Consider the following 23725-nt stretch of genomic DNA (forward strand, 5'->3'; position numbering starts at 1 on the left):
CGCATGCTGACGTACGAGAACGTGATGAACGCCCCGCTGGACAAGCTCCAGACGGCCGTCACCGACTGGAAGGCGATGGTCGACAAGCTCGACGAACTCGCCGAGGCGGCCCGCAACGGCATGAAGACGAAAGCCGACAAGGCGGAGTGGAACGGGGTCACCGCCGGTGTCGGCCGGGAGTTCGTCGCCAAGACGGCGAAGGAGTTCGAGGACGCGGCCAAAGAGGCCAAGGGCATTCACAAGGCGCTGACCGAGGGCCTCACCGTCTTCAGGGCGTCCAAGGAGCAGCTGAAGAAGATCTCCTCAGAGGACGCACCCGCCGCGGGTTTCCGGGTCGATGCCTCCGGACGGGTCTCTGAGCTTCCCCTGGCCACCGAGGGCGAGCGGAACGCTGCCCGGCATGACCCCGACTACCAGCAGAACCTACGTGAGAACCGGGGCCTGTGGCAGCAGAAGATCGACGCGATCGTCGACAACTGTGACGACACCGACCAGTCTCTGTCCCGCATGCTCGGTGCCAACCTCACGGACGCGCACGACTTCAGCGGTCCGAAGTACACCAGCCTCGACGCGGAACAGGCCGGACGCGCCGCCGACCTCGCCAAGAAAGGGCGCGACCTCAAGCACGACGAACTCGTCGAACTCAACGAGCTGCTCGCGGATAATGCCAAGGTCCCGGAGTTCTCCAAGAACTTCTACGAGACGCTCGGTCCCAAGGGGGCGCTCGAGTTCTTCGGGTACATGTCCACCGACACGTACGACTACTCGAAGCTGGACGAGCAGCGCCTCAAGGACGTCCAGGAGCTCCAGAAGAACCTGGGCCTCAATCTGGCCACCGCCACCAGTTCCAAGAGCGAGCCGCACCTGCCGGACAGTTTCGCGCAGGAGCTGCGCAAGCTGGGAACCCAGCACATCCCGCTCGCGAAGTACGACCAGAACCCGCCGTACGGATACCAGCTGCTCGGCGGCATCATGCGGTACGGCAACTACGACCCCAAGTTCCTGGTCCCCATCGCCGAGCACGCCACCCAGATCCACGCCAAGGATCCCGACTTCTTCAACTCGACACGGCACCTCAACGGCTACGGCAAGAACCTGTTCAACCCGTCCGGGGTCAACGGCGCTGGCTACGACCCGGTGGTCAGCTTCCTGGAGGCGATGGGGCACAGCCCGGAGGCGGCGGCTCGGTTCTTCGATCCGGAGCGCCATCCGCAGGCGTACAACCAGGACGGGACCGTCAAGACGGGCGAGGCGAACCTGGGCAAGGACGCCGACGGCAAGGTGATCACCAACTACCTCGACTTCTTCGGCAACGAGAAGTACGACTACACGATCGACATGGAAGGCACGAACTTCGATGACCTGAAGAAGGTCGAGAAGTACATGCCGGATGCCCTGGGCCACGCACTGGAGGCCGCGACCCTCGGCCACGCCTGGGACGATGCCAAGCCGGAGCTCAACCGGACCGAAGCAGGAGCTCGGGTGATGGAGGCGGCCGCCCTGAAGTACGGAGGCGACGCCGGACTGCTTCACCATCAGGACGTGCTCGCGGACAGTCTGGGCAATATGACCGCTGGGTACATCGACGACGTCAACAGGGCTTTGACTACGGATCCGGCCAACAGCGTCTTCAACCCGGTTGCCGGGGACAAGCAGGCGCATGTGGACTTCAAGCGCGAAAGCGCCCGGGACCTGTTGGCCGCCCTCGGCCAGCATCCAGATGCCTACGCCACCGTCTCCGCCGCGGAACGTGTCTACTCCGCGACCGTCCTGGAGAGCCGGGGCGAACACAACGGCACGATCGACGAGGGACGCGCCCGGGCGACGATCCGTACCACCGCCGAGGTGCAGGGCATCCTCGACGAGTCCAGGGCCGAACAGGTCCGGGCGGTGGGCGAGAAGATGCACGAGAAGTACGAGAAGGCACACGAACAGCGGTCCGCGTGGGTCGAGTTCGGCACGACGGCGGCCATCGCGGCCGGTGTGGCCTTCCTGCCCGCGACAGCGGCCGCGGCCGGCGCGGCGGCGATCCTCGTCCCCTTGGCCGTGGATGTGGGTAGCGGTGGGGTGGAACAGGCTGCCTCTCAGGTCATCGGAGAGTGGTCCGACGAGGCCGTCGAGAAGCACAAGGACAAGCAGGACGGCGAGACGCACGTCAGCAACAAGGCCATGTTCCAGGCTGGCGAGCACAGTGCCGAGGCCCCGATGCTGGCCTTCATGAAGCGCCACAACATCGACTCGAACAGTGATTTCGGAAATGACCTCACCGAGTCGATGCGCATCGGATACGAGTCCGGCAACTCCATCGCCCGCCAAAAGGGCCACGAGGGGCAGACAGAGGGCATCAAGTGAACCGCTTCCGTACGCCGCGCCTGCTCGCGGGGCCCGCCGTCGGCTTGGTGGTCCTCGGTGCGGCGGCCGCAGGCTGCTCCGCCGACGAGCGTGACCAGCCTCCACCGGCCGCGACCCCGCAGGTGCTTTCCGTCGCCGACGTCTGCGCGGGACTCTTCTCTGACGAGGGCGGCAAAGGAGTGGAGAGGGTTCTGGAGTCCACCCGGTTCCTTGTGCGGGCCGAGGAGAGGAACCCGGACGTGCGGGCGGTGGCCAAGGCGATGGAGGATGCCTACAGGTCCGGCAGGAATATCCAGAACATGCCCCAACCGGTCTGCGAGGCCGCCGGGGAGACCAAGGACAGCGGGTTCATACCCTCGCTCCGCATCATGTTCACGGCGTACAGCAAGCACGCCGGGGAACCGCCGGACTTCCCGGGCGTGAGCGACAGTGGGGTGAAAGTGTCGACGCGGCAGAAGGCGAACCAACTCGCGTTCGACTGCGTCAGCTCCCGCGTCGGTTCCACGCAGGACGTCCCACTGCGGATCAGGGTCGATTTTCAGGAGCGCTGGGACGAAAGCAAGGGCGCGGCCGCCCTGAGCCGGGACTACATGGCCGTCACTCACTCGGCGGCCCTCGCAGTCGCCAAGGAACTCGGGTGCGCGAACGACGGCGGGCTCCCCGCTCGGGCGGACGGGCTGCCGCAGCCTGAGGATCGCCCCTGACCTGGAGGGGCGGGCGGCGACCCGGCTGGGAGGACGCGCTGCCCGCGCCCAAGCACGGCGAAGGCCGCTCAGGGCTCCTGAGCGGCCTTCCGTGGAAGCCGTGACCGGAATCGAACCGGCGTAACTCGCTTTGCAGGCGAGTCCCTCAACCACTCGGGCACACGGCTGTGGGGTGGTGATGTGGATGACCGTACGGGCCCCCACCGGGTGGGGGAAGGCATCCGCGGGGGGTGCAATGTGAATGCCATGCCGCGTTCACAGTCCCGGTCCTAGGTCCGGGGGACGAGGCGGGGGTCCGTCTAATTGACAGGGTCCAAAACCCTGCAAGCCCCTTACTCTGGGGCGATGAGTGCCCTTGAACCCCGCGTGCCCCACATACCCGCGCCGATCCCGCCCCCCGCCCGGGGCGGGATCCTCGGGTCGGCGTACCGGACGCTCAGCATCGGCATCATCTCCGTCGTCTTCCTCATCGCCTTCGAGGCCACGGCCGTCGGCACGGCCATGCCCGTCGCCGCGCGCGAGCTGGACGGGATCGGGCTCTACGCCTTCGCCTTCTCCGCCTACTTCACGACCAGCCTCTTCGGCATGGTCCTGTCCGGGCAGTGGGCCGACCGGCAGGGGCCGCTGCGGCCGCTGACCGTCGGGATCGCCTCCTTCGCCGGCGGGCTCGTCGTGTCCGGGACCGCCGGGGTCATGGGGCTGTTCGTGCTCGGGCGGGCCGTGCAGGGGTTCGGCGGCGGGCTGGTGATCGTCGCCCTGTACGTCGTGGTCAGCCGCGCTTACGAGGACCGGCTGCGGCCCGCCATCATGGCGGCGTTCGCCGCGAGCTGGGTGGTCCCCTCCATCGTCGGCCCGCTGGCCGCCGGCACCGTGACCGAGCACCTCGGCTGGCGGTGGGTGTTCCTCGGGATCCCGGCCCTCGTCGTCGTCCCCCTCGCCGTCGCCCTGCCGGCGATCCGCAGGACCGCCTCCGGGCCGGTGGATCCCGGCGCGCCGCCCGCGGCCTTCGACCGGCGGCGCATCCGGCTGGCCCTCGGCATCTCGCTCGGCGCCGGGCTGCTCCAGTACGCCGCCCAGGACCTGCGGTGGCTCTCGCTGCTCCCGGCGGTGGCGGGCGTGGCGCTGCTGGTGCCCGCCGTGCTGGGGCTGCTGCCGCGCGGGACCTACCTGGCGCGGCGCGGGCTGCCGTCCGTCGTGCTGCTGCGCGGGGTCGCCGCCGGGTCGTTCATCGCGGCGGAGAGCTTCGTACCGCTCATGCTGGTCACCCAGCGGGGGCTGAGCCCGACGCTGGCCGGGTTCTCGCTGGCGCTCGGCGGGCTGACGTGGGCGGGCGGCTCCTGGCTCCAGTCGAAGGGGCGGATGGCTCCCTACCGGGAACGGCTGATGGTGGGCGGGATGGTGATGGTGGCCTTCGCCATCGCCGCGGCGCCGGCCGTGCTGATCGAGTCCGTGCCGGTGTGGACGCTGGCGCTGGCCTGGGCGGTCGGTTCCCTGGGGATGGGGCTGGTGATCGGCTCCACCAGCGTGCTGCTGCTGAAGCTGTCCGCCCCGGAGGAGGCCGGGGCCAACTCCGCCGCGCTGCAGATCTCCGACGCGCTGGCCAACGTGGTGCTGCTGGCCGCCGGCGGGGCCGCCTTCGCCGCGCTGGGCGGGGGAGCGGTGGGCGCCGCCCACACCCTCCGGGAGGGGGCGACGGCCTCGCACCCCGCCGCGTTCGTCGTCGTCTTCCTGCCGATGGCCGCCGTCGCACTGGTCGGCGCCTGGGTCGCCACCCGGCTGCACGACAAGGACCGCAATCCGATCGGCGACCCGGCCCCCGCCCACTAGGGTCGGGCCATGCAGCAGCTGATCATCCCGCTTTCCGGCGCCGAGCGGGCCGAGCTCGACGACCTCGCCGACGCCACCGGAACCACCCCCGAAGAGCAGGCGGTCGCCGCCCTACGGGAACACCTGCGCCGCCAGCGGGCACGCGTCGGCGACGAGGCCGCCCGCCTGGCGCAGCGCCACGCCGAACTCCTGAAGCGGCTCGGCGCATGAGCGGGACGGTCCGGGCCGCCGGAGTCCGCCACCTCACCCTCGCCGAGGTCCTCGACCTCGCCCGGCATGCGTGCCTCGCCCAGGACCAGCCGGTCGAGCTGCGCGCCCCCGGGCTGCTGGAGTCCGCAGTGCACCGGCCGCGGGCGCGCATGTTCGGGACGCCCGCGTACGAGGACCCGTACGAGCAGGCCGCCGCGCTCCTGCACGGCATCGCGACGAACCACCCCCTGGTCGACGGGAACAAGCGGACCGCCTGGCTCGCCGCCGCGACCTTCCTCGCCGTGAACGGGATCGACCTCGCCGACGCCGACCAGGACACCGCCTACGCGCTGGTCATCGACGTCGCGTCCGGGCAGGAGGCCGACGTGGCGCGGGTCGCCGGGCGGCTGCGGCAACTGGCGCCGGCCCGCCCGGTGTGACGCTCGCCGCACCCGCCGAGGTCACGGGCCTGTCCCTCCTCGGCGGGCCGGCCCGTGCCGGTAGGGTGGCCCGGTTGTCCTACGTACGACTGCCGAGAGCGACGAACCGGAGACCGTGACTACTACCGCCTCCCACCACCTCTCACCCGCCTTCCCCGGCCGCGCCCCCTGGGGCACCGCCAACAAGCTGCGCGCCTGGCAGCAGGGGGCGCTGGACCGCTACATCCAGAACCAGCCGCGGGACTTCCTCGCGGTCGCCACGCCCGGCGCGGGCAAGACCACCTTCGCGCTGACCCTGGCCTCCTGGCTGCTGCACCACCACATCGTCCAGCAGGTCACCGTGGTCGCGCCGACCGAGCACCTGAAGAAGCAGTGGGCCGAGGCCGCCGCGCGGATAGGCATCCGGCTGGACCCGGAGTACTCCGCCGGGCCGCTCAGCAAGGACTACCACGGCGTCGCCGTCACCTACGCCGGTGTCGGCGTGCGCCCGATGCTGCACCGCAACCGCTGCGAGCAGCGCAAGACCCTCGTGATCCTCGACGAGATCCACCACGCGGGCGACTCGAAGTCCTGGGGCGAGGCCTGCCTCGAGGCCTTCGACCCGGCGACCCGGCGCCTGGCCCTGACCGGGACGCCCTTCCGGTCCGACACCAACCCCATCCCCTTCGTCACGTACGAGGAGGGGAACGACGGGATCCGGCGCTCTTCCGCCGACTACACCTACGGCTACGGCAACGCGCTGGGCGACGGGGTCGTCCGGCCCGTCATCTTCCTCTCCTACAGCGGCAACATGCGCTGGCGGACGAAGGCGGGCGACGAGATCGCCGCACGGCTCGGCGAGCCCATGACCAAGGACGCCATCTCCCAGGCCTGGCGCACGGCGCTGGACCCGCGCGGTGACTGGATGCCGAACGTGCTGCGCGCCGCCGACCAGCGGCTGACGGAGGTCAGGAAGGGCATCCCCGACGCGGGCGGCCTGGTCATCGCCTCGGACCAGGACTCGGCGCGCGCGTACGCCAAGCTGCTGCGGGAGATCACCGGCAGCAAGGCGACCGTCGTGCTGTCCGACGACACCGGTGCGTCGAAGCGGATCGACGAGTTCAGCTCGGACGGCAGCCGCTGGATGGTCGCGGTCCGGATGGTGTCCGAGGGCGTCGACGTGCCGCGCCTCGCGGTCGGGGTGTACGCCACCACCATCTCGACGCCGCTGTTCTTCGCCCAGGCCGTCGGGCGCTTCGTGCGATCGCGCAGACGTGGCGAGACGGCGTCCGTGTTCCTTCCGACCATCCCCTACCTGCTCGGCTTCGCGAACGAGATGGAGGTCGAGCGCGACCACGTCCTCGACAAGCCGAAGAAGCAGGGCGAGGAGGACCCGTACGCCGAGTCCGAGAAGGAGATGGACGAGGCGAACCGGCAGGAGGACGAGGACACCGGCGAGGACGAGCAGATGTCCTTCGAGGCGCTCGAGTCCGACGCCGTTTTCGACCGCGTGCTCTACGACGGCGCCGAGTTCGGCATGCAGGCGCACCCCGGCAGCGAAGAGGAGCAGGACTACCTCGGGATCCCCGGGCTGCTCGAGCCGGACCAGGTGCAGATGCTGCTCCAGAAGCGCCAGTCCCGGCAGATCGCGCACAGCCGTCGCAAGCCGGACGCGCAGGCGGACCTGCTGGAGCTGCCGGCCGAGCGGCGGCCCGTGGTCTCGCACAAGGAACTGCTGGAGCTGCGCAAGTCGCTCAACACGATGGTGGGCGCGTACGTCCACCAGAGCGGCAAGCCGCACGGGGTCATCCACACCGAGCTGCGCCGGGTGTGCGGCGGGCCGCCGAGCGCGGAGGCGACGGCGGGGCAGCTGCGCGAGCGGATCAAGAAGGTGCAGGAGTGGGCCACCCGCATGCGGTGAGGTGCTCCCGGGGAGGGGTTCGTGCGCGGTCGCGCACGGGCCCCTTTTTCGTTTCGAACAAAGAGCAGGGTAATGGCGCGGTAAAGAGCTCTTGGAGGGAACGAGGTGACGAAAGGGCGCCAGGGTCGGTCAGGAACCGGCATAAAGGGGTAGTGCGCGCCCGGATTCTGGACGAGGCCTTCCGCTGAGCGGACCCGCTCGCTACTGTCCCCGCATCGAACGCACCGTGGCAGCGCCGCCGCGGGAGCGCAGCCGGTGCTTTGGCCGCTACCGGCGGCCTCTCCGTGCGCCGCCGCGGGACCGGCGGCGCGCCACCCCGAGAGTCACCGCCGCTCACCGAAAGAGGGAGAGGCGTCGTGACCGCGGAAACCTCCCAGACTCTCGACAGAGGGCTCAGAGTCCTCAAACTGCTCGCCGACACCGACCACGGTCTGACCGTCACCGAGCTTTCCAACCGCCTCGGTGTGAACCGCACCGTGGTCTACCGCCTCCTGGCCACCCTGGAGCAGCACGCCCTGGTCCGCCGTGACCTCGGCGGCCGGGCCCGCGTCGGGCTCGGGGTGCTGCGGCTGGGCCGGCAGGTGCACCCGCTGGTACGCGAGGCCGCCCTGCCCGCGCTGCGGTCCCTGGCCGAGGACATAGGCGCCACCGCGCACCTGACCCTCGTCGACGGCACCGAGGCGCTCGCCGTCGCCGTCGTCGAGCCCACCTGGACGGACTACCACGTGGCCTACCGGGCCGGCTTCCGCCACCCGCTGGACCGCGGGGCCGCCGGGCGGGCCATCCTGGCCGCCCGTCAGGGGGCCCTGATCGAGCCCGGGTACACGCTCACGCACGGCGAGCTGGAAGCCGGCGCCAGTGGCGCTGCCGCGCCGCTCGTCGGGATCACCGGGCTGGAGGGCAGCGTCGGTGTGGTGATGCTGGCCGATGCGGTGCCGGAGCGGGTGGGGCCGCGGGTCGTCGACGCGGCGCGCGAGGTGGCCGACGCGCTGCGGTAGGCGCGGAGCGGGTGGGCGGGGTCGGGCCGGTCGGGTCGGCCGTGCCGGGCGTGGTCGGGTGCGGCGCCGCTGCCGGGGCTCCGCCCCCAGACCCCGCGCCTCACACGCCGGCGGGGCTGGACGTGCCCTGCCGGACCGGATTGCCCGGGGGGCCGGATGTGCCCCCGGGGCTGGGTAGCCGGGTGCGGGACGTGCCCCCGGGGCCGGGTTGCCGGGCGCGGGATGTGCCCCCCGGGGCCGGGATTGCCCGGCAGGGCGGGATGTGCCCTGCGGGGCGGGAGCGGGTGGGCAGATAGATTGGCCGGGTGCTCTCTCGTCTTCTGCGTCTGCAGCCTCCCGTAGCCCTGGCCGTCTGTGCCGTGCCCGTGGCGGGGCTGTTCGCCGTCGCCGTCCTCGCGCCGCTGCCCTTCGTGATCGCCCAGCCGGGCCTGACGGCCGATGTGCTGGGGGAGCGGGACGGCAAGCCCGTCATCACAGTCGCCGGCGCCCCGACCCGGCCGACCACGGGCCAGCTGCGGATGACCACCATCCAGGCCACCGGGCCTTCCGAGACGGTGGACCTGCCCGAACTCCTCTACCACTGGTTCGACAGCTCCCGGGCCGTCATGCCGAAGGAGGCCGTCTACTCCTCGGGCGGAACCGACGAGGAGATCGAGCAGCACAATCTGGAGGAAATGGCCCGATCCCAGTCGGCCGCCGCACAGGCCGCCCTCGGCTACCTCCACAAGGACCCCAAGGCCGTGAAGGTCGACCTCAACCTCGCCGACGTCGGCGGCCCCAGCGCCGGGCTCCTCTTCTCCCTCGGCATCGTCGACAAGCTCGACGGGGACGGCAGCGGCGGCGACCTGACCGGCGGCCGCACCATCGCCGGCACGGGCACCATCGCCGCGGACGGCGCGGTCGGCGCGGTCGGCGGAGTGGCCCTGAAGACGCAGGCCGCGCGGCGCGACGGGGCGACGGTGTTCCTCGTACCGAAGGCCGAGTGCTCGGACGCGCAGTCCGAACTCCCCGAGGGGCTCCGGCTGGTCCCCGTCACTTCCCTGACGGATGCGGTGAACGCCCTGCGGGCGCTGAACCGGGGACAGGACGCTCCGTCCTGCTGACGGCGGCCCGGCCGTTCAGCCCGCGCCACGCCGGGAAGACCAGCGGGGCCAGCGTCGTCAGCAGGTAGGCGCCGCCGAACAGCAGCAGCGCCCGCGTCACCCCGAACCCGTCGACCAGCAGACCGGCGGCCAGTCCGCCCATCGGCATGGCCAGCTCGCAGCCCGCCGTGCTCACCCCCGAGACGCGGCTGCGCAGCTCCTCGGGCACGTTCTCGTACACGACCGTGGTCAGGATCGGGTTGAGCACGCCGGCGCCGAGCCCGGCCAGGGTCATGGTCACCGCGAGCGGCAGCGGGGTGTCCGTGAGGGCGGCCGTCACGTAGCGGGGCGCCCCGCACAGCAGGAACGCGGCCGCGAACACCGCCCTGCGCGGGAACCGCTCGCCCCACATCCCGTAGAGCAGGGCGCCCAGCAGGGCGGCGCCGCCGAAGAGGGAGATCATCAGGCCCAGGGTGGTGGCGCCGCCGAAGGCGTCGTCGCCGTGCACCGGCAGCAGGACGGAGAACCAGCCCTGGTCCAGGCCGTTGGTCAGCATCACCATGAGCGTGATGCCCGTCAGCAGCCGGGAGCGGGTCAGGAAGGCCCAGCCCTCGGCCAGTTCGGCCCGGTACCCCGCGAACGAGGCCTTGCCGGCGGTGCGTTGCGGTTCCGCGGCCGGTACTCCGCGCAGGAAGGCGGCGACCAGCAGGGCGGACGCCGCGAAGGTGGCCGCGTCCAGGAGCAGCACGGTCTCGGCCCCGAACGCCGCGATCAGTACGCCGGCCAGCGCGGCCCCGATCATCCGGGCCCCGCGCGAGACGGCGTCGTAGAGGCTGGCCGCCCGGGCCAGCGTGGTGCCCGCGTGCTCGGCCAGGCTCGGCAGGAGCACGTACCGGGCGGTCAGGCCCGGGGTGTGCACGAGCCCCCCGACGGCCATCAGCGCACACAGCATCCAGAACTCGAGCAGGCCCGCGAAGTGCAGCAGCGGGATCGCGCCGATGGAGACCGCGCAGATCAGGTCGGAGGCCGCGGAGACCCGCCGACGGCCGATCCGGTCGATGACCGGGCCTCCGACGAGCGCGGCGACGACGACGGGCAGGGTGGCGCAGAAGGCGACGATCCCGGCCCGGCCGGCGCTGCCCGTGGTCTGGAGCACGAACCACGGCACGCCGATCAGGGTGAGCGAACTCCCGGCTATGGAAATGGTGTTGGCGGCCAGGACCGCCGTGAACGGCCGTCTGCTCATGCCGTGTACGGGTGCTGGAGGCGGGCCTGGACGTGGGCCGGCTGCATCAGGCGGATCCCGGCGGCGACCAGTGCCTCGCCGAGGCGGTCGCGCAGGGCGGGGGTGGTGTCCGCCGCGGCGGCCAGGCGCCAGGCGGCGGCCGCGGCGGTCAGGTCGGCGGTGCGGGCGGCGTGGTCGCAGGCATGGGTGAAGGCGTGCATGACAGGACTCCTTCTGCGAAAGGGGGTGCTATTCGGCGGTGCGGCGCGGGATGACGTGCGTGTGGAAGCGGACCGTTTCCGTGCTGCCCGGGGCCGGGTCGTCCGCGTCCGAAGGCGGCAGGTCGCGGTAGCTGTTGATCAAGTCGTGCATCTTCCCGATCAGCTCGTGGCTCTGGGCGGCCGTCAGCCTCAGGGTGAAGTCGCTGAGGTCCGAGGCGCCCCGCCACTCGGTGGGCCACTCGTGCGCCGTGGCGAGCCAGGTGGTGAGCTCCTGCGTGTGGATCGTCGCGACCTCGGCCAGGAAGACGTCCGCCGCGCTGCGGGTCGCCGGGTCGTGGATCAGTCCCTCGTCGAAGGAGGTGACGTCGTGGCTGGCCTTCCACCAGCGCTCCCGGCCCTTCCCGTGCTCGGGCGCGTCCTCGACGAAGCCGTGCGCGGCGAGCTGGCGCAGGTGGTAGCTGGTGGCGCCGCTGGACTCGCCGAGCCTCTCGGCCAGTTGGGAGGCGGTGGCCGGGCCGTTCTGGCGCAGGGCGGACAGCAGGCGCATGCGCAGCGGGTGCGCCAGGCCGCGCAGGGCGTGGGCGTCGAGGGTGCGGACGGAGGGCTGGTCGCCGGGCTTCTCGGGCATGCCTCAACTGTAGAGTTGCAAAGAATTCTCTGCAAGGATTTCTTTGCAACCATTTCTTTGGAACTCTGTCAGTCGTCCTCGGCCGCCTGCTCGACCAGCGGGATGATCCGCAGCGGCACCGGGTTCTCCATCACGATCGCCGTCGAGGCCCGGACGATCCCCTCGAAGGCGACGACCCGGTCGATCACCCGCTGCAGGTCGGCATTGGACCGTGCCACGAGCCGGCACAGCATGTCGCCGTGCCCCGTGGTGGTGTGCAGCTCCAGCACCTCCGGCACCCCGGCCAGGTGGGCCCGTACGTCGGCCCCCTGGCCCTGCTTGATCTCCAGGGTGGCGAAGGCGGTCACCGGATATCCCAGCGCGGTCGGATCGACCTGCGGGCCGAAGCCGCGGATGACCCCGTTCGACTGGAGCCGGTCGAGACGGGCCTGCACGGTCCCGCGCGCCACGCCCAGGCGGCGCGAGGCCTCCAGGACGCCGATCCGGGGCTCGCGGGCGAGCAGGACGATGAGGCGGCCGTCGAGTTCGTCGATGCCCACAGGTGCCTCCGGGGTGGTCATAGTGCACAGATGTTTCAGCCATCCTGCGGCCGCACTGGGCATTCTGTATAGCCAAACAGGAAACTATTGCGCAGCTTGTGGATCGGCGGGACTCTGCGCTCATGACTGAGTCTCTGGTGAACCTCGAAACCACCCCGCACACCGCGCGTGAGGCAGACCCCTTCCCGGTGAAGGGCATGGACGCGGTCGTCTTCGCCGTCGGCAACGCCAAGCAGGCCGCGCACTACTACTCCACCGCCTTCGGCATGAAGCTCGTCGCCTACTCCGGACCGGAGAACGGCGTGCGCGAGACGGCCAGCTACGTCCTCACCAACGGCGCCGCGCGCTTCGTCCTGACCTCGGTCATCAAGGCGACGACCGACCACGGCCGCTTCCTCGCCGAGCACGTCGCCGACCACGGTGACGGCGTGATCGACCTGGCCATCGAGGTCCCGGACGTGCGGGCGGCGTACGCGTACGCCGTCGAGCACGGCGCCCGTGGCCTGGACGAGCCGTACGAGGTCAAGGACGAGTACGGCACGGTCACGATGGCCGCGATCGCCACCTACGGCCAGACCCGCCACACGCTGGTGCAGCGCGGCGACTACACCGGCGTCTACCTGCCCGGCTTCGTCCCCGTAGACCCGATGGTCGAGCCCCCGGCCAAGCGCACCTTCCAGGCCATCGACCACTGCGTCGGCAACGTCGAGCTCGGCCGCATGAACGAGTGGGTCGCCTTCTACAACAAGGTCATGGGCTTCACGAACATGAAGGAGTTCGTGGGCGACGACATCGCGACCGAGTACTCGGCGCTGATGTCGAAGGTCGTCGCGGACGGCACCCTGAAGGTGAAGTTCCCGATCAACGAGCCGGCGATCGCGAAGAAGAAGTCGCAGATCGACGAGTACCTGGAGTTCTACGGCGGCGCGGGCGTCCAGCACATCGCGCTGGCCACGAACGACATCGTCGCGACCGTGCGGTCGATGCGGGCGGCGGGCGTGCAGTTCCTGGACACGCCGGACTCGTACTACGACACGCTCGGCGAGTGGGCGGGCGAGACGCGGGTGCCGGTGGAGACCCTGCGCGAGCTGAAGATCCTCGTCGACCGCGACGAGGACGGCTACCTGCTGCAGATCTTCACCAAGCCGGTGCAGGACCGGCCGACGGTCTTCTTCGAGATGATCGAGCGGCACGGCTCGATGGGCTTCGGCAAGGGCAACTTCAAGGCCCTGTTCGAGGCGATCGAGCGCGAGCAGGCCAAGCGCGGCAACCTGTAGGTTGCGCAGCCCCGGCCCCCTGGCTCCCGCCGGGGGGCTTCGCCGGGCCCGGCTGCGGCCCCGCCCGGGGGCTCGGCCCGCGCCGGGGCGCGCCGCCGCCTGGGCTCTGCCCATACCCGGCCGCGCCCCCACCGAGGCTTCGCCGTGCCGGGCCGCGCCCCCGCTGCCGGGGGCTCCGCCCCCGGACCCCCGCGCCTCAAACGCCGGCGGGGCTGGATTTGGCTGATGCCGCCTGCCGCTGCGGGGAATCCAGCCGCACAGGGCGGACGGCGGGAGCCAAAACCAGCCTCGCCGGCGTTTGAGGCGTGCGGGGGACGTCCGCTGATGGGCGGCGGCAGGAGCGAAGACCAGCCCCGCCGGCGTTTGAGGCGCGGGGTGTGGGGCGGAGCCCCGTGGCGCGCCCGGGCGCAGTGGGACCGGCCTCGCGGCCCCCGGGAGGGGAGGGTCGCGGGGCCGGGCCAGGCTCCGGGGGTCAGGTGGAGGTCGCGGACGGCTTTGGTGTTGGTTTGGGCTGGGCCGCGGGCTTCGGCTTCGGCTTCGGCTCGGCCGCCTTCGGGAGTTCCGGGGCCACCCACGGAGTGGCCGGCTGCATGTTCTCCGGACCGCCCGACGGCGGCTGCCCGATCGCCGCCAGGGCCTCCTTCGCCAGCGGCGCCCGCAGCGGCGAGAAGTGCGGGTTCGTGCGCATCGCCTCCTGGAGGTGGCGCCGCGTCGCCGCCTCGTCCCCCAGCCCCCGCTCGATCATCGCCCGGTGGTAGGCGAAGTCGGCGCTGCGCAAACCCAGTTCGGTCGCCTTCTTCGCGTACTCCAGCGCCGTCGAGTCCTCGCCCGTCTTGTGCAATGCCCAGCCCAGGGCGTCCGCGACCTGCACGCTCTTGTGGCGCGACCACTCCTGCGACAGCCGCCGCACCGCCGCCGCCGGATCGCCGTGGTCCGCCTCATACAGGCCCAGCACCACGTCGTCGTCGACCCCGTCCGGGGAGTCCCGCACCGTCAGCGCGTCCAGCATGTCGTACGGGACGCGCGCCTCCTGCTCCCGGCCCAGCGAATCCAGCAGCTCGCCCAGCTCCAGCGCCAGCCGCGGCAGCGGAGTGCGCCCCAGCGCCAGCCGGTAGTCCCGTACGGCCTCCCCGTCGCGGCCCAGCGCGGCCAGCGCCCGGGCCCGGCCGCCCAGCGCCTCCGCCTGCGCCGGATCCGTCCGCAGCGCGCCCTCGTACAGCCGCAGCGCCTCCCCGGCGTCGCCCCGCTCCCAGGACAGCTCCCCGAGCCGGAACAGCGCGTAGGCCTTCTCCGCCGGGCCCTTGGCCGCGGCCGCCGCCTGCTCCATCGCCACGACCGCGTCCTCGCGCCAGCCGCGGTCCCGGTAGACCTGCGAGGCCCTGACGTACGCCGCCAGGCCCGGCCGCAGCTCCAGCAGCCGCTCCATCGCCGCCTGCGCGGCCTTGTAGTCGCCCAGGCCGGTGTACGCGTCCACGAGCACCGGGTACGCCGTCCAGCGCCGCGGGGACTGCGCCCGCACCAGCTCGCCCCACTTCTTGCCGGTCCCGAAGTCCCGCCGGGCATTGGCCAGCGTGCCCATGCCCGTCATCGCGTCGAAGTTGCCCTTCTCGGCCGGGCGGACCTCCAGGGACCTCTTCAGCGCCTTCTCCGCCTTCGGGAACCAGGCCGGATCCGCGGAGCGGCGTGCCCGCTCCAGGTAGGCGGCGCCCAGGACCGCCCACGAGGCGTCGTCGTCCGCGTGCTTCGCCAGCCACTTCTCCCGGTCGGCGACCAGCGCCGTCAGATCCACCGCCGCCGCGGGCGCGCCCATTCCGACCGCCGCCGCGGCCCGTTCGCTCGGCCCCGGCGGGCGGGCGTCGTCCCCGGTCCGGGCCGGCCGGATCAGCAGGGCCCCCGCGATCAGGACCACCGCGACCGCGGCCGCCACGAGCGTCTTGCGGCCGGTGAAGGTCACGGGCGGCGCCGGGGTCTGCGCTTCCTCGTCGATACGGTCGATACGGTCCATGGGCTCACTGTGCGTCAATATGAAGAGCTCTCCGAAGTGTCCGAAGCCCGTCGCGGCCGTGTTCACACCGATGGCCCCCGGTGCCACGCTGGTCCCATGGATGACGATCTCTTCGCACGTCTTCGCACGAGCCTGCTGGCAGGGCTCCCCGCCGAGGCCCTCCTCACCGACCCCCAGGTGACCGCCTCCTACGCCACCGACATGGCCAGCTTCTGCCCCGCGGGCCGCCCCGCGGCCGTCGTCCTGCCCCGGACCGTCGAACAGGTCCAGCACGTCATGCGCACCGCCACCGCCCTACGGATCCCCGTGGTCCCGCAGGGCGCCCGTACGGGCCTGTCGGGCGGGGCCAACGCCTCCGACGGCTGCATCGTGCTGTCCCTCGTGAAGATGGACCGGATCCTGGAGATCTCCGCCGTCGACCGGATCGCCGTCGTCGAACCGGGCGTGGTCAACGCGGTCCTCTCGCGGGCCGTTGCCGCACAGGGCCTGTACTACCCGCCCGACCCCTCCAGCTGGGAGCAGTGCACCATCGGCGGCAACATCGGCACCGCCTCCGGCGGGCTGTGCTGCGTCAAGTACGGGGTCACCGCCGAGTACGTGCTGGGCCTCGACGTGGTGCTGGCCGACGGGCGGCTGCTGAGCACGGGCCGGCGTACCGCCAAGGGCGTCGCCGGATACGACCTCACCCGGCTCTTCGTGGGCTCCGAAGGCAGCCTCGGCATCGTCGTACGGGCCGTCCTCGCGCTGCGCCCGGCGCCGCCCCGCCAGCTCGCGCTGGCCGCCGAGTTCCCCTCCGTCGCGGCCGCCTGCGCAGCCGTCTGCGCCGTCATGGAGGCGGGCCTGACCCCCTCGCTGCTGGAGCTCATGGACCGCACGACCGTCCGGGCCGTCAACGCGCTCGGCAGGATGGGCCTCCCGGAGGCCACCGAAGCCCTGCTGCTCGCCGCCTTCGACACCCCGCACGCCCCCGAGGACCTCGCGGCCGTGGGAGAGCTGTGCACGGCCGTCGGGGCCACCGCCGTCGTGCCCGCCGAGGACGAGGCGGAGTCGCAACTGCTCCTGCAGGCCCGCCGGATGGCCTTCCCCGGTCTGGAGGCGCTCAGGCCCGCGACGATGATCGACGACGTGTGCGTACCGCGCTCGCGGCTCGCCGAGATGCTGGACGGCACCGCCGCGATCGCCCGCGCGCACGACCTGCTCATCGGGGTCTGCGCGCACGCGGGCGACGGCAACACCCACCCGATCGTCTGCTTCGACCCCGCCGACGAGGACGAGACGCGACGGGCCCGCGCGTCCTTCGGCGAGATCATGGCGCTGGGGCTCTCGCTCGGCGGGACCATCACCGGAGAGCACGGGGTGGGCGTGCTGAAGAAGGAATGGCTGGCGCGCGAACTCGGGCCGGTGGGACTGGAGATGCAGCGCGCGGTCAAGGCGGCCTTCGACCCGCTGGGCCTGCTCAACCCGGGCAAGCTCTTCTGATCCCACCGCCGGCCCGCTGCCGGCCTCACAGGTCCCCGTCGGCGGACTCGTCCGAGGGCCAGGGATCGCGCAGCCACAGCTCGTCGGCGGGGGTGGGGGCGAGCAGCTGGGCCAGGGCGTCGTCCAGGCCGAGCCGTTCGGCCTCGGTGCCGGGCGGGACGATGCGCAGGGTGCGCTCCAGCCAGGCCGACACGGAGGTGGCGGGGGCCTCCAGCAGGGCGTCGCCGTCGGGCGAGCTGAGCGCCATGCAGAGCACCGACTTGTTGTCGATCTTGGTGGGCCAGACCCGGACGTCGCCGTGGCCGCAGGGGCGGAACACGCCCTCGACCAGCAGCTCGCGGGCGAAGGTCCAGTTCACGGGCGCGCTGGAGCCCGTGTGGAAGGTGATGTGAACGGCGTACGGGTCGTCCGTGAGGTAGAGGAGCCGGGCCGGCACGGGGATGCTGCGCTCGGGGGACAGGACCAGCTTGAGTTCCAGATCGCGCTCGATGACGGGGTGGTGCATGACGGGCCTCACTTCGGTTCGGTGCGCGGGGGCGGATCGCGCCCCACACCCGCAGAGAGCTCCGGCGGGCCCGGGTATGACGCGACTTCGGGCGGGGAATCGAAGGTTGGCCGATTTCTGTCGGGTGACCGGAAACAGTCGCATGGCCGGGGGTTCGCCCGAAGGTTTGCAATCTCCCGTTACCGGACCTGTCGGGGGGCGGTTCTTGGCTATGGTCCTGCCCTGCACATGCCTCAAGCCACGATCGGAGTTGGGGACATTGACGGCCTCCCCTGGTGACGGCGAGCACGCGGCCCGCGAGGGCTACTACCCCGATCCGTCCATCCCCGGGTACGTCCGGTACTGGAACGGTGCCGCCTGGGTTCCGGGAACGAGCCGCCCGGCCCCTGCGCCTGCGCCTGCCCCGGCGCCCGTGCCGGTGCCGGCCCCCGTGGCCGTGGAGGAGACCGGGCCGGTGTTCCTGGACCAGACCTCGGCGACGGCGGCGGTGGCCGAGCGGGCCGTGGAGCAGGCGGTGTGGCAGGCCGACCCCGTGCACCAGGCCGGCTTCGGCGGGCCGCGCGACCGCCGGGTGTCGTGGGGCAGCCCGTCGGAGCCCGAGCGCGCACCGGAGCCCGAGCGCGAGCCGGAGCGGGAGGCCGAGCGGGATCCCGAGCGGGATCCCGAGCGGGTGGTCCCGCTCCCGGCGCGGGGCCCGGCCGCCGGGATCTCCCTCGCCCGTACGCCGTCCGCCGCGGCCGGGATCCTGTCGGCCCGCTCCCCGGCGGCGGCGCCCCCGGCCCCGGCTCCCGCCCCCGCGCCCCCGGCTCCGGCCCCCGCGCCCGCCCCGGCTCCGGCCCCCGCATGGCCCGACGCGCCCGGCGGGTCCGCGGGGTCCAGGGGGTCGGGCCTGACGTCCTCCTGGCCCGAGACGGCCCCTGCCGCCGCGGAGCCCCGGCCCGCGGAGCCCCGGCCCGCGGAGCCCCGCCCCGCAGAGCCCCGCCCCGTCGAGCCCCGGCCCGCCGCGGTCCGCCCCGAGCCCTGGCAGCCCCGGCAAGCGGGCGCGCGCCCGTCCATCCCGGCTGCCGAGCAGTCCGCCCCTGCCGGGTCCGAGGCCCGGGCACCCCGCCGGGAGGACGCCGCCGGGTCCTGGGCGCCCCGCGGGGAGGACTCCGCCGAGGCCCGGGCCCCGCGTCGGGAGGGCCCCCTCGAGGCCGGTGCCGGCCGCCGGGAGGAGCCGGCCCCGGCCCGGGCCGCCCACCGGCAGGGCGCCGCCCAGCCCCCCGCACCCCGCGGGGAACGCGCCGCCGAGGCCCCCGCCCCCCGCAGGGAGGGCAGCGGGACCCCGCGGGAGGTGTTCGAGCGGATGGCCGAGCGGGCCGTGCGGCCCGCCGGTCTGATCCGCCGGGCCGTGGCCCGTGCCGTGGACTCCCTGGTCCTCGCGGCGGTCGCGGCGGCCACCGCCGCGCCCCTGGTCCCCGCCGCCACCGCCCACCTCCAGGCCAAGGTGGACGCCGCCCGCACGAGCGGCCGCACCACCACCGTCTGGCTGCTCGACGGGACCGTCACCGGCCAGCTCGGGCTGGTCCTCGGCGCGGTCCTGCTCTTCGGCGTCTTCTACGAGGCCCTGCCGACCGCCCGTTGGGGCCGCACCCCGGGCAAGAAGCTCCTCGGCGTGCGGGTGCTGTCCACCGCCACCCTGCGCCCGCCCACCCTCGGCGCCTCCCTGCGCCGCTGGCTGCTGTTCGCCCTCCTCGGCCCCCTGGGCGGCCTCTGGTGCCTCGTGGACCGCCCGAAGCGCCGCGGCTGGCACGACAGAGCGTCCGGGACGTACGTGGCTCGCTAGGAGCCGCCTGGGCCGTCCCCCGATTGGATGCCGTCGCGTTGCGAGGTTGACGGGGCCGGGTTCGACTCGGGCCATGAGTACCGACCAGCCGCCGCCGGGCGAACGGCCCGAGGACGACCCGTTCCTCAAGAAGCCCCAGGAACCGACGCCTCCGTCGGGCGGTTCGCCGTACGGCTCACCGCCCCCGGGCACCCCGCCGCCCCCGCCCCCCGGCGGCGCGGGCGGCGGCGGATACCCCCCGCCGCCCCCGCCCCCGTACGGCGGTGGCGGCGACCCCTACGGCGGCGGCTACGGCATGCCCGATCCGCTCGCGGGGATGCCCCCGCTCGCGGACTTCGGCAGGCGGCTGGCCGCCCGCGTCATCGACGTGGTCATCGTCGCCGTGCCCCTGTTCCTCATCCAACTGGCCTTCGGCACCAAGCGGTACATGGTCGAGACGAACGAGGGCGAGGACATCAGCGAGGTCATCACGCGGTCCTACAGCGGCAGCGGCCTGATCATGACGCTGATCTCGATCGTCGCGTACCTCGGCTACGACTGGTGGTTCACCCGGAGGAACGGCCAGACGATCGGCAAGAAGGCGATGGGCCTGCGCGTCGCGATGCTCAACGACGGCAGCGTCCCGCAGTCCGGCCCCGCCCTCGCCCGGGCCGCCGTGCTCTGGCTGCCGACGCTGATCTGCTGCTTCTGCCTGTGGCCGATCGCGCTGGTGATCTCGATCCTCGTGGACAAGCCGTACAAGCAGGGCCTCCACGACAAGGTGGGCAGGACGGTGGTCGTGCAGTCCACCACCTAGGACCACACCTGACCGTCTCCACCGTCGAGCCGCGCGCTCAGTGGTGAACGGGGTGTTCCGCAGCGGCCGTCCGGGATTCGGGTACCCGGGCGGCCGTCGGCGCGTCCTCGTGCGGGAGGCGCGCCGGGGCCGGCGCGGGGGCGGGCGCGGGAGCCGGTGCGGCCGCGGGGGCCGGTGCGGAGGCGGGCGCCGGCGCGGCCGCGCCCGGACGGGACGCGTGGCGGCCCCGGCGCCGCGGGAGCGGCACGGTGAGGGCGACGAGCAGACCGAGCGCGAGGGCGGCGGCGCACACGAGCGCGATCCACAGCCCCGAACTCGTCTGCGAGAGCAGCAGCATGGCGATCGTCGACACGACGACGGTGGCGGACCCGTAGGCGAGCTGTGCGGCAGTCGGACGCGGCATGGCGATATCCGTCCTCGGTGAGGGGAGGGGGAGTCGGCTCAACTAGGTCGCGCGTCAAGTGACTCTACGACGGGGGATGCCCGAGCGGAACCGGCAGTAAGCGTGACCTAACCCACGGTGCCGGAGCACGGGGGGCGCACAGGGTCATCGCGCACGCCCCGGTGGGCCCGAAATGCCCGGCTGAGGCGCGTGGCGGACGGTCGTGACGTGCCCTTCGCCCCATATGGCAGCGGAACGTCCGAATAGCGGAACTGACTGACCGCATAGTGCAGTTGTAAGGAACAAGTCAAGGTCTGTCTTTTCTCTCGACTCTCCGGTCAAATGTCGTCACTTGAGACGCGCGCCGCGCGGAACCCCCCGCTCCTATGGAGACGTTCCGACCGTCCATGCGGCCGCGGGAGGGGAACGACATCAAGTGACCAGCAATTCCGCCAGACGGCGTGCGCTTCGCACCGCCGCCGTCGCCGTGACCATGGCCGCCTGCGCGACCAGCGCCACCTTCTTCACCGTCGCCTCGGCCCAGGCCGACGACAAGGGGCCGGGCGCCCCCGCGGCCGACCACCAGGACCCGACCGCTCCTTCCAAGGTGGTCGAGCACAACCTCAAGGGCCCCTTCAGCGAGCAGCAGGCGCAGCAGCGCAAGGCCGCCCTGGAGCAGGTGCTGACCGGCAAGAAGGACGTCGAGCAGCGCGGCGCCTCCAAGGTCGTCAAGCTCGACGAGAGCAAGTACGTCGAGCTCGGCCGCGAGAAGACCGACAAGATCTTCACGATCCTCGTCGAGTTCGGCGACCAGGTCGACAACACGACCATGTTCGACCCGGACGGCCCGGGCCCGAAGCCGGCCGTCCCGAAGTACGGCGGCACCCCCGGCCCGGCGCACAACACGATCGCCGAGCCGGACCGCACCAAGGACAACAGCACTGCCTGGCGCAAGGACTTCAGCCGCGACTACTTCCAGGAGCTGTACTTCGGTACGGGCCAGGGCAAGCACTCGCTGAAGACCTACTACGAGAAGACCTCCTCGGGCCGCTACTCGGTCGAGGGCGAGGTCTCCGACTGGGTCAAGGTCCCGTACAACGAGGGCCGTTACGGCTCCAACTACTGCGGCCAGACCAACTGCGCCAACGTGTGGGACACCGTCAAGGACGGCGTCACCGCATGGACCGAGGCCCAGAAGAAGGCCGGCAAGACCGACGCCGAGATCAAGGCGCAGCTGGCCCAGTACGACCAGTGGGACCGCTACGACTTCGACGCCGACGGCAACTTCAACGAGCCCGACGGTTACATCGACCACTTCCAGATCGTCCACGCGGGCGAGGACGAGTCGGCCGGCGGCGGCGCGCAGGGCACGACCGCGCTGTGGGCGCACCGCTGGTACGCCTACGGCACCGCCGCGGGCAAGACGGGCCCGGAGAACAACAAGGCCGGCGGCACCCAGATCGGTGACACCGGCATCTGGGTCGGCGACTACACGATGCAGCCGGAGAACGGCGGCCTCGGCGTCTTCGCGCACGAGTACGGCCACGACCTGGGTCTGCCGGACCTCTACGACACCTCCGGTGGCGGCGAGAACTCGGTCGGCTTCTGGTCCCTGATGTCGGCCGGCTCCTGGCTCGGCACCGGCAAGGACTCCATAGGCGACCTCCCGGGCGACATGACCGCCTGGGACAAGCTCCAGCTGGGCTGGCTGAACTACGACACGGCCAAGGCCGCGACGAAGTCCACCCACAAGCTGGGCGTGGCGGAGTACAACACCAAGGACAAGCAGGCGCTGGTCGTCGAGCTGCCGAAGAAGAAGGTCACCACCGAGGTCGTCGCTCCCGCCGAGGGCGCCTCGCAGTGGTGGAGCAACATGGGTGACGACCTCAAGAACACCCTCACCCGCTCCGTGGACCTGACGGGCAAGACGTCCGCCGCGCTGTCCCTCAAGGGCTGGTGGGACATCGAGGCCGACTACGACTACCTCTACACCGAGGTGTCCACCGACGGCGGCGCCAACTGGACCGCCCTCGCCGGTACCGCCGACGGCACGGCCATCCCGGCCGACGCCTCCGGCAGCCCGTCGCTGACCGGTGTCTCGGGTGCCTGGAAGAACCTGAACTTCCCGCTCGACGCCTACGCGGGCAAGAAGATCGACCTGCGCTTCCGCTACCAGACGGACGGCGGCGCGGGCGGCAAGGGCTTCACCGCCGACGCCGTCACCCTGACCGCGGACGGCGCCGCGCTGTTCACCGACGGCGCCGAGAACGGCGACAACGGCTGGACCGGCAAGGGCTTCTCGCGCATCGGCGCCGGCTTCACCAAGGAGTACGCGCAGTACTACCTGGCCGAGAACCGCCGCTACGTCTCGTACGACTCCACCCTCAAGGTGGGCCCGTACAACTTCGGCTTCGGCACCACCCGTCCCGACTGGGTCGAGCACTACCCGTACCAGGACGGTCTGCTGATCTGGCAGTGGGACACCTCCCAGAAGGACAACAACACCAGCCAGCACCCGGGCCAGGGTCTGATCCTGCCGATCGACGCCAACGCCAAGCCCATGAAGTGGGCGGACGGCACCCTGCTGCGGAACAAGATCCAGCCGTACGACGCCGCCTTCAGCGCGTACTCCACGGACGCGTTCACGCTGCACAAGAACGGCGAGTCGCTGTTCCTGAAGCCGAAGCCCGCCCAGCTGGTCTTCGACGACCACAAGGGCAAGTACTACTACGACGAGAACCCGACCGGCTCGGTGAGGGTCACTGACACCAACACCAAGATCAAGATCGCCAAGGAGACCTACGACGGTCTCGTCATGACGGTCGAGGTCGGCCCCTCCTCGAAGTAATTCGATAAAACCGCAGGTCAAAGCGTGATCGGCCGTCGCCCTCTAGCGGGCGGCGGCCGATCGCGTTTAGATGCGTGGTGCGAGTTTCTTATTGACGGGGGAGATGACAGCCATGCCCGGTGGAGGTTTCGTCAGATTGCCAGGCGGCAGCGTGGTGGTCGCGCTCACGCTGCCGAGGCCCTCGGGAGAGGGCGGAAACGTCCGCGTGCTGGTGCACGCCGCGAACCGGGCCCGCGCCCTGACCAGGCTGCGGAACCTCGGTATGCGGGCGGTGTACCTGCGGGGCAACGCGCAGCCACCGACCCCGGACGAGGTCACGGCCGTCCTGCACCACCCGGACGGCCTGCTCTGGCGCTGCGCGCCCGACGTCGAGGACGAGCTCTGGCACCCCATCCGGGCCCTCCTGGGCACCTAGGGGGTGTCTGACGGAGGTCCGCGGCGTCGCGGTGCCCGGCACGCACTCTCGCCGCACCGGCCGAAAGCCCAAGTACGTCCAGTACGGG

21 protein-coding genes and 1 tRNA gene are annotated in these 23725 nt (G+C 71.9%); 14 read left to right on the plus strand and 8 right to left on the minus strand.

Annotated features, from left to right (window positions below):
• Positions 1–3: 3 nt before the first annotated feature.
• Positions 4–2352 carry a hypothetical protein gene (locus AB0D44_RS14890; protein ID WP_362589791.1) on the plus strand — a complete coding sequence of 783 codons (2349 nt, stop codon included), beginning with the start codon at positions 4–6 and terminating at the stop codon, positions 2350–2352.
• A complete protein-coding gene (locus AB0D44_RS14895) occupies positions 2349–3056 on the plus strand; it encodes a hypothetical protein (protein WP_362589794.1) in 708 nt (235 codons plus the stop codon). The genes AB0D44_RS14890 and AB0D44_RS14895 overlap by 4 nt, the downstream gene beginning before the upstream one ends.
• Positions 3057–3148: 92 nt before the next feature.
• Here AB0D44_RS14895 and AB0D44_RS14900 read toward each other — a convergent pair.
• Positions 3149–3223, minus strand: a tRNA-Cys gene (locus AB0D44_RS14900).
• A 178-nt stretch (positions 3224–3401) separates the two neighbouring features.
• On the opposite strand from AB0D44_RS14900, the gene AB0D44_RS14905 reads away from it, so the two are divergent.
• The 6 genes from AB0D44_RS14905 to AB0D44_RS14930 all read left to right on the plus strand — a co-directional run bounded on the left by AB0D44_RS14905 (position 3402) and on the right by AB0D44_RS14930 (position 9513).
• Entirely contained in the window at positions 3402–4883 is a 1482-nt protein-coding gene (locus AB0D44_RS14905) for an MFS transporter (RefSeq protein ID WP_362589796.1), read from the plus strand.
• 9 nt (positions 4884–4892) lie between these two features.
• Positions 4893–5093: a hypothetical protein gene (locus tag AB0D44_RS14910; protein ID WP_362589799.1), complete on the plus strand. Its 201-nt coding sequence runs from the start codon at positions 4893–4895 to the stop codon at positions 5091–5093.
• Positions 5090–5512 (plus strand): type II toxin-antitoxin system death-on-curing family toxin, encoded by a 423-nt coding sequence (locus AB0D44_RS14915; protein WP_362589801.1) that lies wholly within the window; start codon positions 5090–5092, stop codon positions 5510–5512. The genes AB0D44_RS14910 and AB0D44_RS14915 overlap by 4 nt, the downstream gene beginning before the upstream one ends.
• A 115-nt stretch (positions 5513–5627) precedes the next feature.
• Entirely contained in the window at positions 5628–7412 is a 1785-nt protein-coding gene (locus AB0D44_RS14920) for a DEAD/DEAH box helicase (RefSeq protein ID WP_362589804.1), read from the plus strand.
• 356 nt (positions 7413–7768) lie between these two features.
• A complete protein-coding gene (locus tag AB0D44_RS14925) occupies positions 7769–8410 on the plus strand; it encodes a helix-turn-helix domain-containing protein (protein WP_069920456.1) in 642 nt (213 codons plus the stop codon).
• A 305-nt stretch (positions 8411–8715) separates the two neighbouring features.
• Positions 8716–9513: a S16 family serine protease gene (locus AB0D44_RS14930; RefSeq protein WP_362589807.1), complete on the plus strand. Its 798-nt coding sequence runs from the start codon at positions 8716–8718 to the stop codon at positions 9511–9513.
• Here AB0D44_RS14930 and AB0D44_RS14935 read toward each other — a convergent pair.
• The 4 genes from AB0D44_RS14935 to AB0D44_RS14950 form a co-directional block, all read right to left on the minus strand.
• The gene (locus tag AB0D44_RS14935) at positions 9443–10738 is read right to left on the minus strand and encodes an MFS transporter (protein WP_362589810.1); all 1296 of its coding nucleotides are present in this window, start codon (positions 10736–10738) and stop codon (positions 9443–9445) included. The genes AB0D44_RS14930 and AB0D44_RS14935 overlap by 71 nt on opposite strands.
• A complete protein-coding gene (locus AB0D44_RS14940) occupies positions 10735–10938 on the minus strand; it encodes a hypothetical protein (RefSeq protein WP_362589812.1) in 204 nt (67 codons plus the stop codon). Before AB0D44_RS14940 ends, AB0D44_RS14935 begins: the two co-directional genes overlap by 4 nt.
• A gap of 28 nt (positions 10939–10966) precedes the next feature.
• Positions 10967–11566: a helix-turn-helix domain-containing protein gene (locus tag AB0D44_RS14945; protein ID WP_362589815.1), complete on the minus strand. Its 600-nt coding sequence runs from the start codon at positions 11564–11566 to the stop codon at positions 10967–10969.
• Positions 11567–11634: 68 nt separating this feature from the next.
• Positions 11635–12105: an Lrp/AsnC family transcriptional regulator gene (locus tag AB0D44_RS14950; RefSeq protein ID WP_362589851.1), complete on the minus strand. Its 471-nt coding sequence runs from the start codon at positions 12103–12105 to the stop codon at positions 11635–11637.
• 122 nt (positions 12106–12227) lie between these two features.
• Between AB0D44_RS14950 and hppD the strand changes: the two genes are divergently transcribed.
• A complete protein-coding gene (hppD, locus tag AB0D44_RS14955) occupies positions 12228–13382 on the plus strand; it encodes a 4-hydroxyphenylpyruvate dioxygenase (protein ID WP_362589817.1) in 1155 nt (384 codons plus the stop codon).
• A 472-nt stretch (positions 13383–13854) separates the two neighbouring features.
• Here the strand turns inward: hppD and AB0D44_RS14960 are convergent, their stop codons facing one another.
• A complete protein-coding gene (locus AB0D44_RS14960; protein ID WP_362589820.1) occupies positions 13855–15387 on the minus strand; it encodes a hypothetical protein in 1533 nt (510 codons plus the stop codon).
• 96 nt (positions 15388–15483) lie between these two features.
• On the opposite strand from AB0D44_RS14960, the gene AB0D44_RS14965 reads away from it, so the two are divergent.
• Positions 15484–16866 (plus strand): FAD-linked oxidase C-terminal domain-containing protein, encoded by a 1383-nt coding sequence (locus AB0D44_RS14965; protein WP_362589823.1) that lies wholly within the window; start codon positions 15484–15486, stop codon positions 16864–16866.
• 25 nt (positions 16867–16891) lie between these two features.
• Here the strand turns inward: AB0D44_RS14965 and AB0D44_RS14970 are convergent, their stop codons facing one another.
• Positions 16892–17371 (minus strand): SsgA family sporulation/cell division regulator, encoded by a 480-nt coding sequence (locus AB0D44_RS14970; RefSeq protein WP_362589826.1) that lies wholly within the window; start codon positions 17369–17371, stop codon positions 16892–16894.
• A 259-nt stretch (positions 17372–17630) separates the two neighbouring features.
• Between AB0D44_RS14970 and AB0D44_RS14975 the strand changes: the two genes are divergently transcribed.
• Positions 17631–19196 (plus strand): RDD family protein, encoded by a 1566-nt coding sequence (locus AB0D44_RS14975; protein WP_362589829.1) that lies wholly within the window; start codon positions 17631–17633, stop codon positions 19194–19196.
• Between the two features lie 73 nt (positions 19197–19269).
• Positions 19270–19992 carry an RDD family protein gene (locus tag AB0D44_RS14980; RefSeq protein ID WP_362589832.1) on the plus strand — a complete coding sequence of 241 codons (723 nt, stop codon included), beginning with the start codon at positions 19270–19272 and terminating at the stop codon, positions 19990–19992.
• A 37-nt stretch (positions 19993–20029) separates the two neighbouring features.
• Here the strand turns inward: AB0D44_RS14980 and AB0D44_RS14985 are convergent, their stop codons facing one another.
• Positions 20030–20395 (minus strand): hypothetical protein, encoded by a 366-nt coding sequence (locus AB0D44_RS14985; protein ID WP_362589834.1) that lies wholly within the window; start codon positions 20393–20395, stop codon positions 20030–20032.
• Between the two features lie 472 nt (positions 20396–20867).
• Here AB0D44_RS14985 and AB0D44_RS14990 point away from each other — a divergent pair, with 472 nt between their 5' ends.
• Complete coding sequence (locus AB0D44_RS14990; RefSeq protein ID WP_362589854.1) at positions 20868–23222, plus strand: immune inhibitor A domain-containing protein; 2355 nt, start codon at positions 20868–20870, stop codon at positions 23220–23222.
• Positions 23223–23334: 112 nt separating this feature from the next.
• Positions 23335–23637: a hypothetical protein gene (locus AB0D44_RS14995; protein WP_362589837.1), complete on the plus strand. Its 303-nt coding sequence runs from the start codon at positions 23335–23337 to the stop codon at positions 23635–23637.
• Positions 23638–23725: the final 88 nt, after the last annotated feature.

The organism is Streptomyces sp. NPDC048349 (assembly GCF_040651925.1).
In the GTDB taxonomy this organism is placed as follows: Bacteria; Actinomycetota; Actinomycetes; order Streptomycetales; family Streptomycetaceae; genus Streptomyces.

Excerpts from the sequence above, each read along its gene's own strand:
- AB0D44_RS14910 (WP_362589799.1), top strand. The coding sequence starts at position 4,893 with ATGCAGCAGCTGATCATCCCGCTTTCCGGCGCCGAGCGGGCCGAGCTC.
- AB0D44_RS14970 (WP_362589826.1), bottom strand. The coding sequence starts at position 17,371 with ATGCACCACCCCGTCATCGAGCGCGATCTGGAACTCAAGCTGGTCCTG.
- AB0D44_RS14980 (WP_362589832.1), top strand. The coding sequence starts at position 19,270 with ATGAGTACCGACCAGCCGCCGCCGGGCGAACGGCCCGAGGACGACCCG.
- hppD (WP_362589817.1), top strand. The coding sequence starts at position 12,228 with ATGACTGAGTCTCTGGTGAACCTCGAAACCACCCCGCACACCGCGCGT.
- AB0D44_RS14945 (WP_362589815.1), bottom strand. The coding sequence starts at position 11,566 with ATGCCCGAGAAGCCCGGCGACCAGCCCTCCGTCCGCACCCTCGACGCC.
- AB0D44_RS14990 (WP_362589854.1), top strand. The coding sequence starts at position 20,868 with ATGGCCGCCTGCGCGACCAGCGCCACCTTCTTCACCGTCGCCTCGGCC.
- AB0D44_RS14985 (WP_362589834.1), bottom strand. The coding sequence starts at position 20,395 with ATGCCGCGTCCGACTGCCGCACAGCTCGCCTACGGGTCCGCCACCGTC.
- AB0D44_RS14905 (WP_362589796.1), top strand. The coding sequence starts at position 3,402 with ATGAGTGCCCTTGAACCCCGCGTGCCCCACATACCCGCGCCGATCCCG.
- AB0D44_RS14940 (WP_362589812.1), bottom strand. The coding sequence starts at position 10,938 with ATGCACGCCTTCACCCATGCCTGCGACCACGCCGCCCGCACCGCCGAC.
- AB0D44_RS14960 (WP_362589820.1), bottom strand. The coding sequence starts at position 15,387 with ATGGACCGTATCGACCGTATCGACGAGGAAGCGCAGACCCCGGCGCCG.
- AB0D44_RS14890 (WP_362589791.1), top strand. The coding sequence starts at position 4 with ATGCTGACGTACGAGAACGTGATGAACGCCCCGCTGGACAAGCTCCAG.
- AB0D44_RS14935 (WP_362589810.1), bottom strand. The coding sequence starts at position 10,738 with ATGAGCAGACGGCCGTTCACGGCGGTCCTGGCCGCCAACACCATTTCC.
- AB0D44_RS14915 (WP_362589801.1), top strand. The coding sequence starts at position 5,090 with ATGAGCGGGACGGTCCGGGCCGCCGGAGTCCGCCACCTCACCCTCGCC.
- AB0D44_RS14995 (WP_362589837.1), top strand. The coding sequence starts at position 23,335 with ATGCCCGGTGGAGGTTTCGTCAGATTGCCAGGCGGCAGCGTGGTGGTC.
- AB0D44_RS14965 (WP_362589823.1), top strand. The coding sequence starts at position 15,484 with ATGGATGACGATCTCTTCGCACGTCTTCGCACGAGCCTGCTGGCAGGG.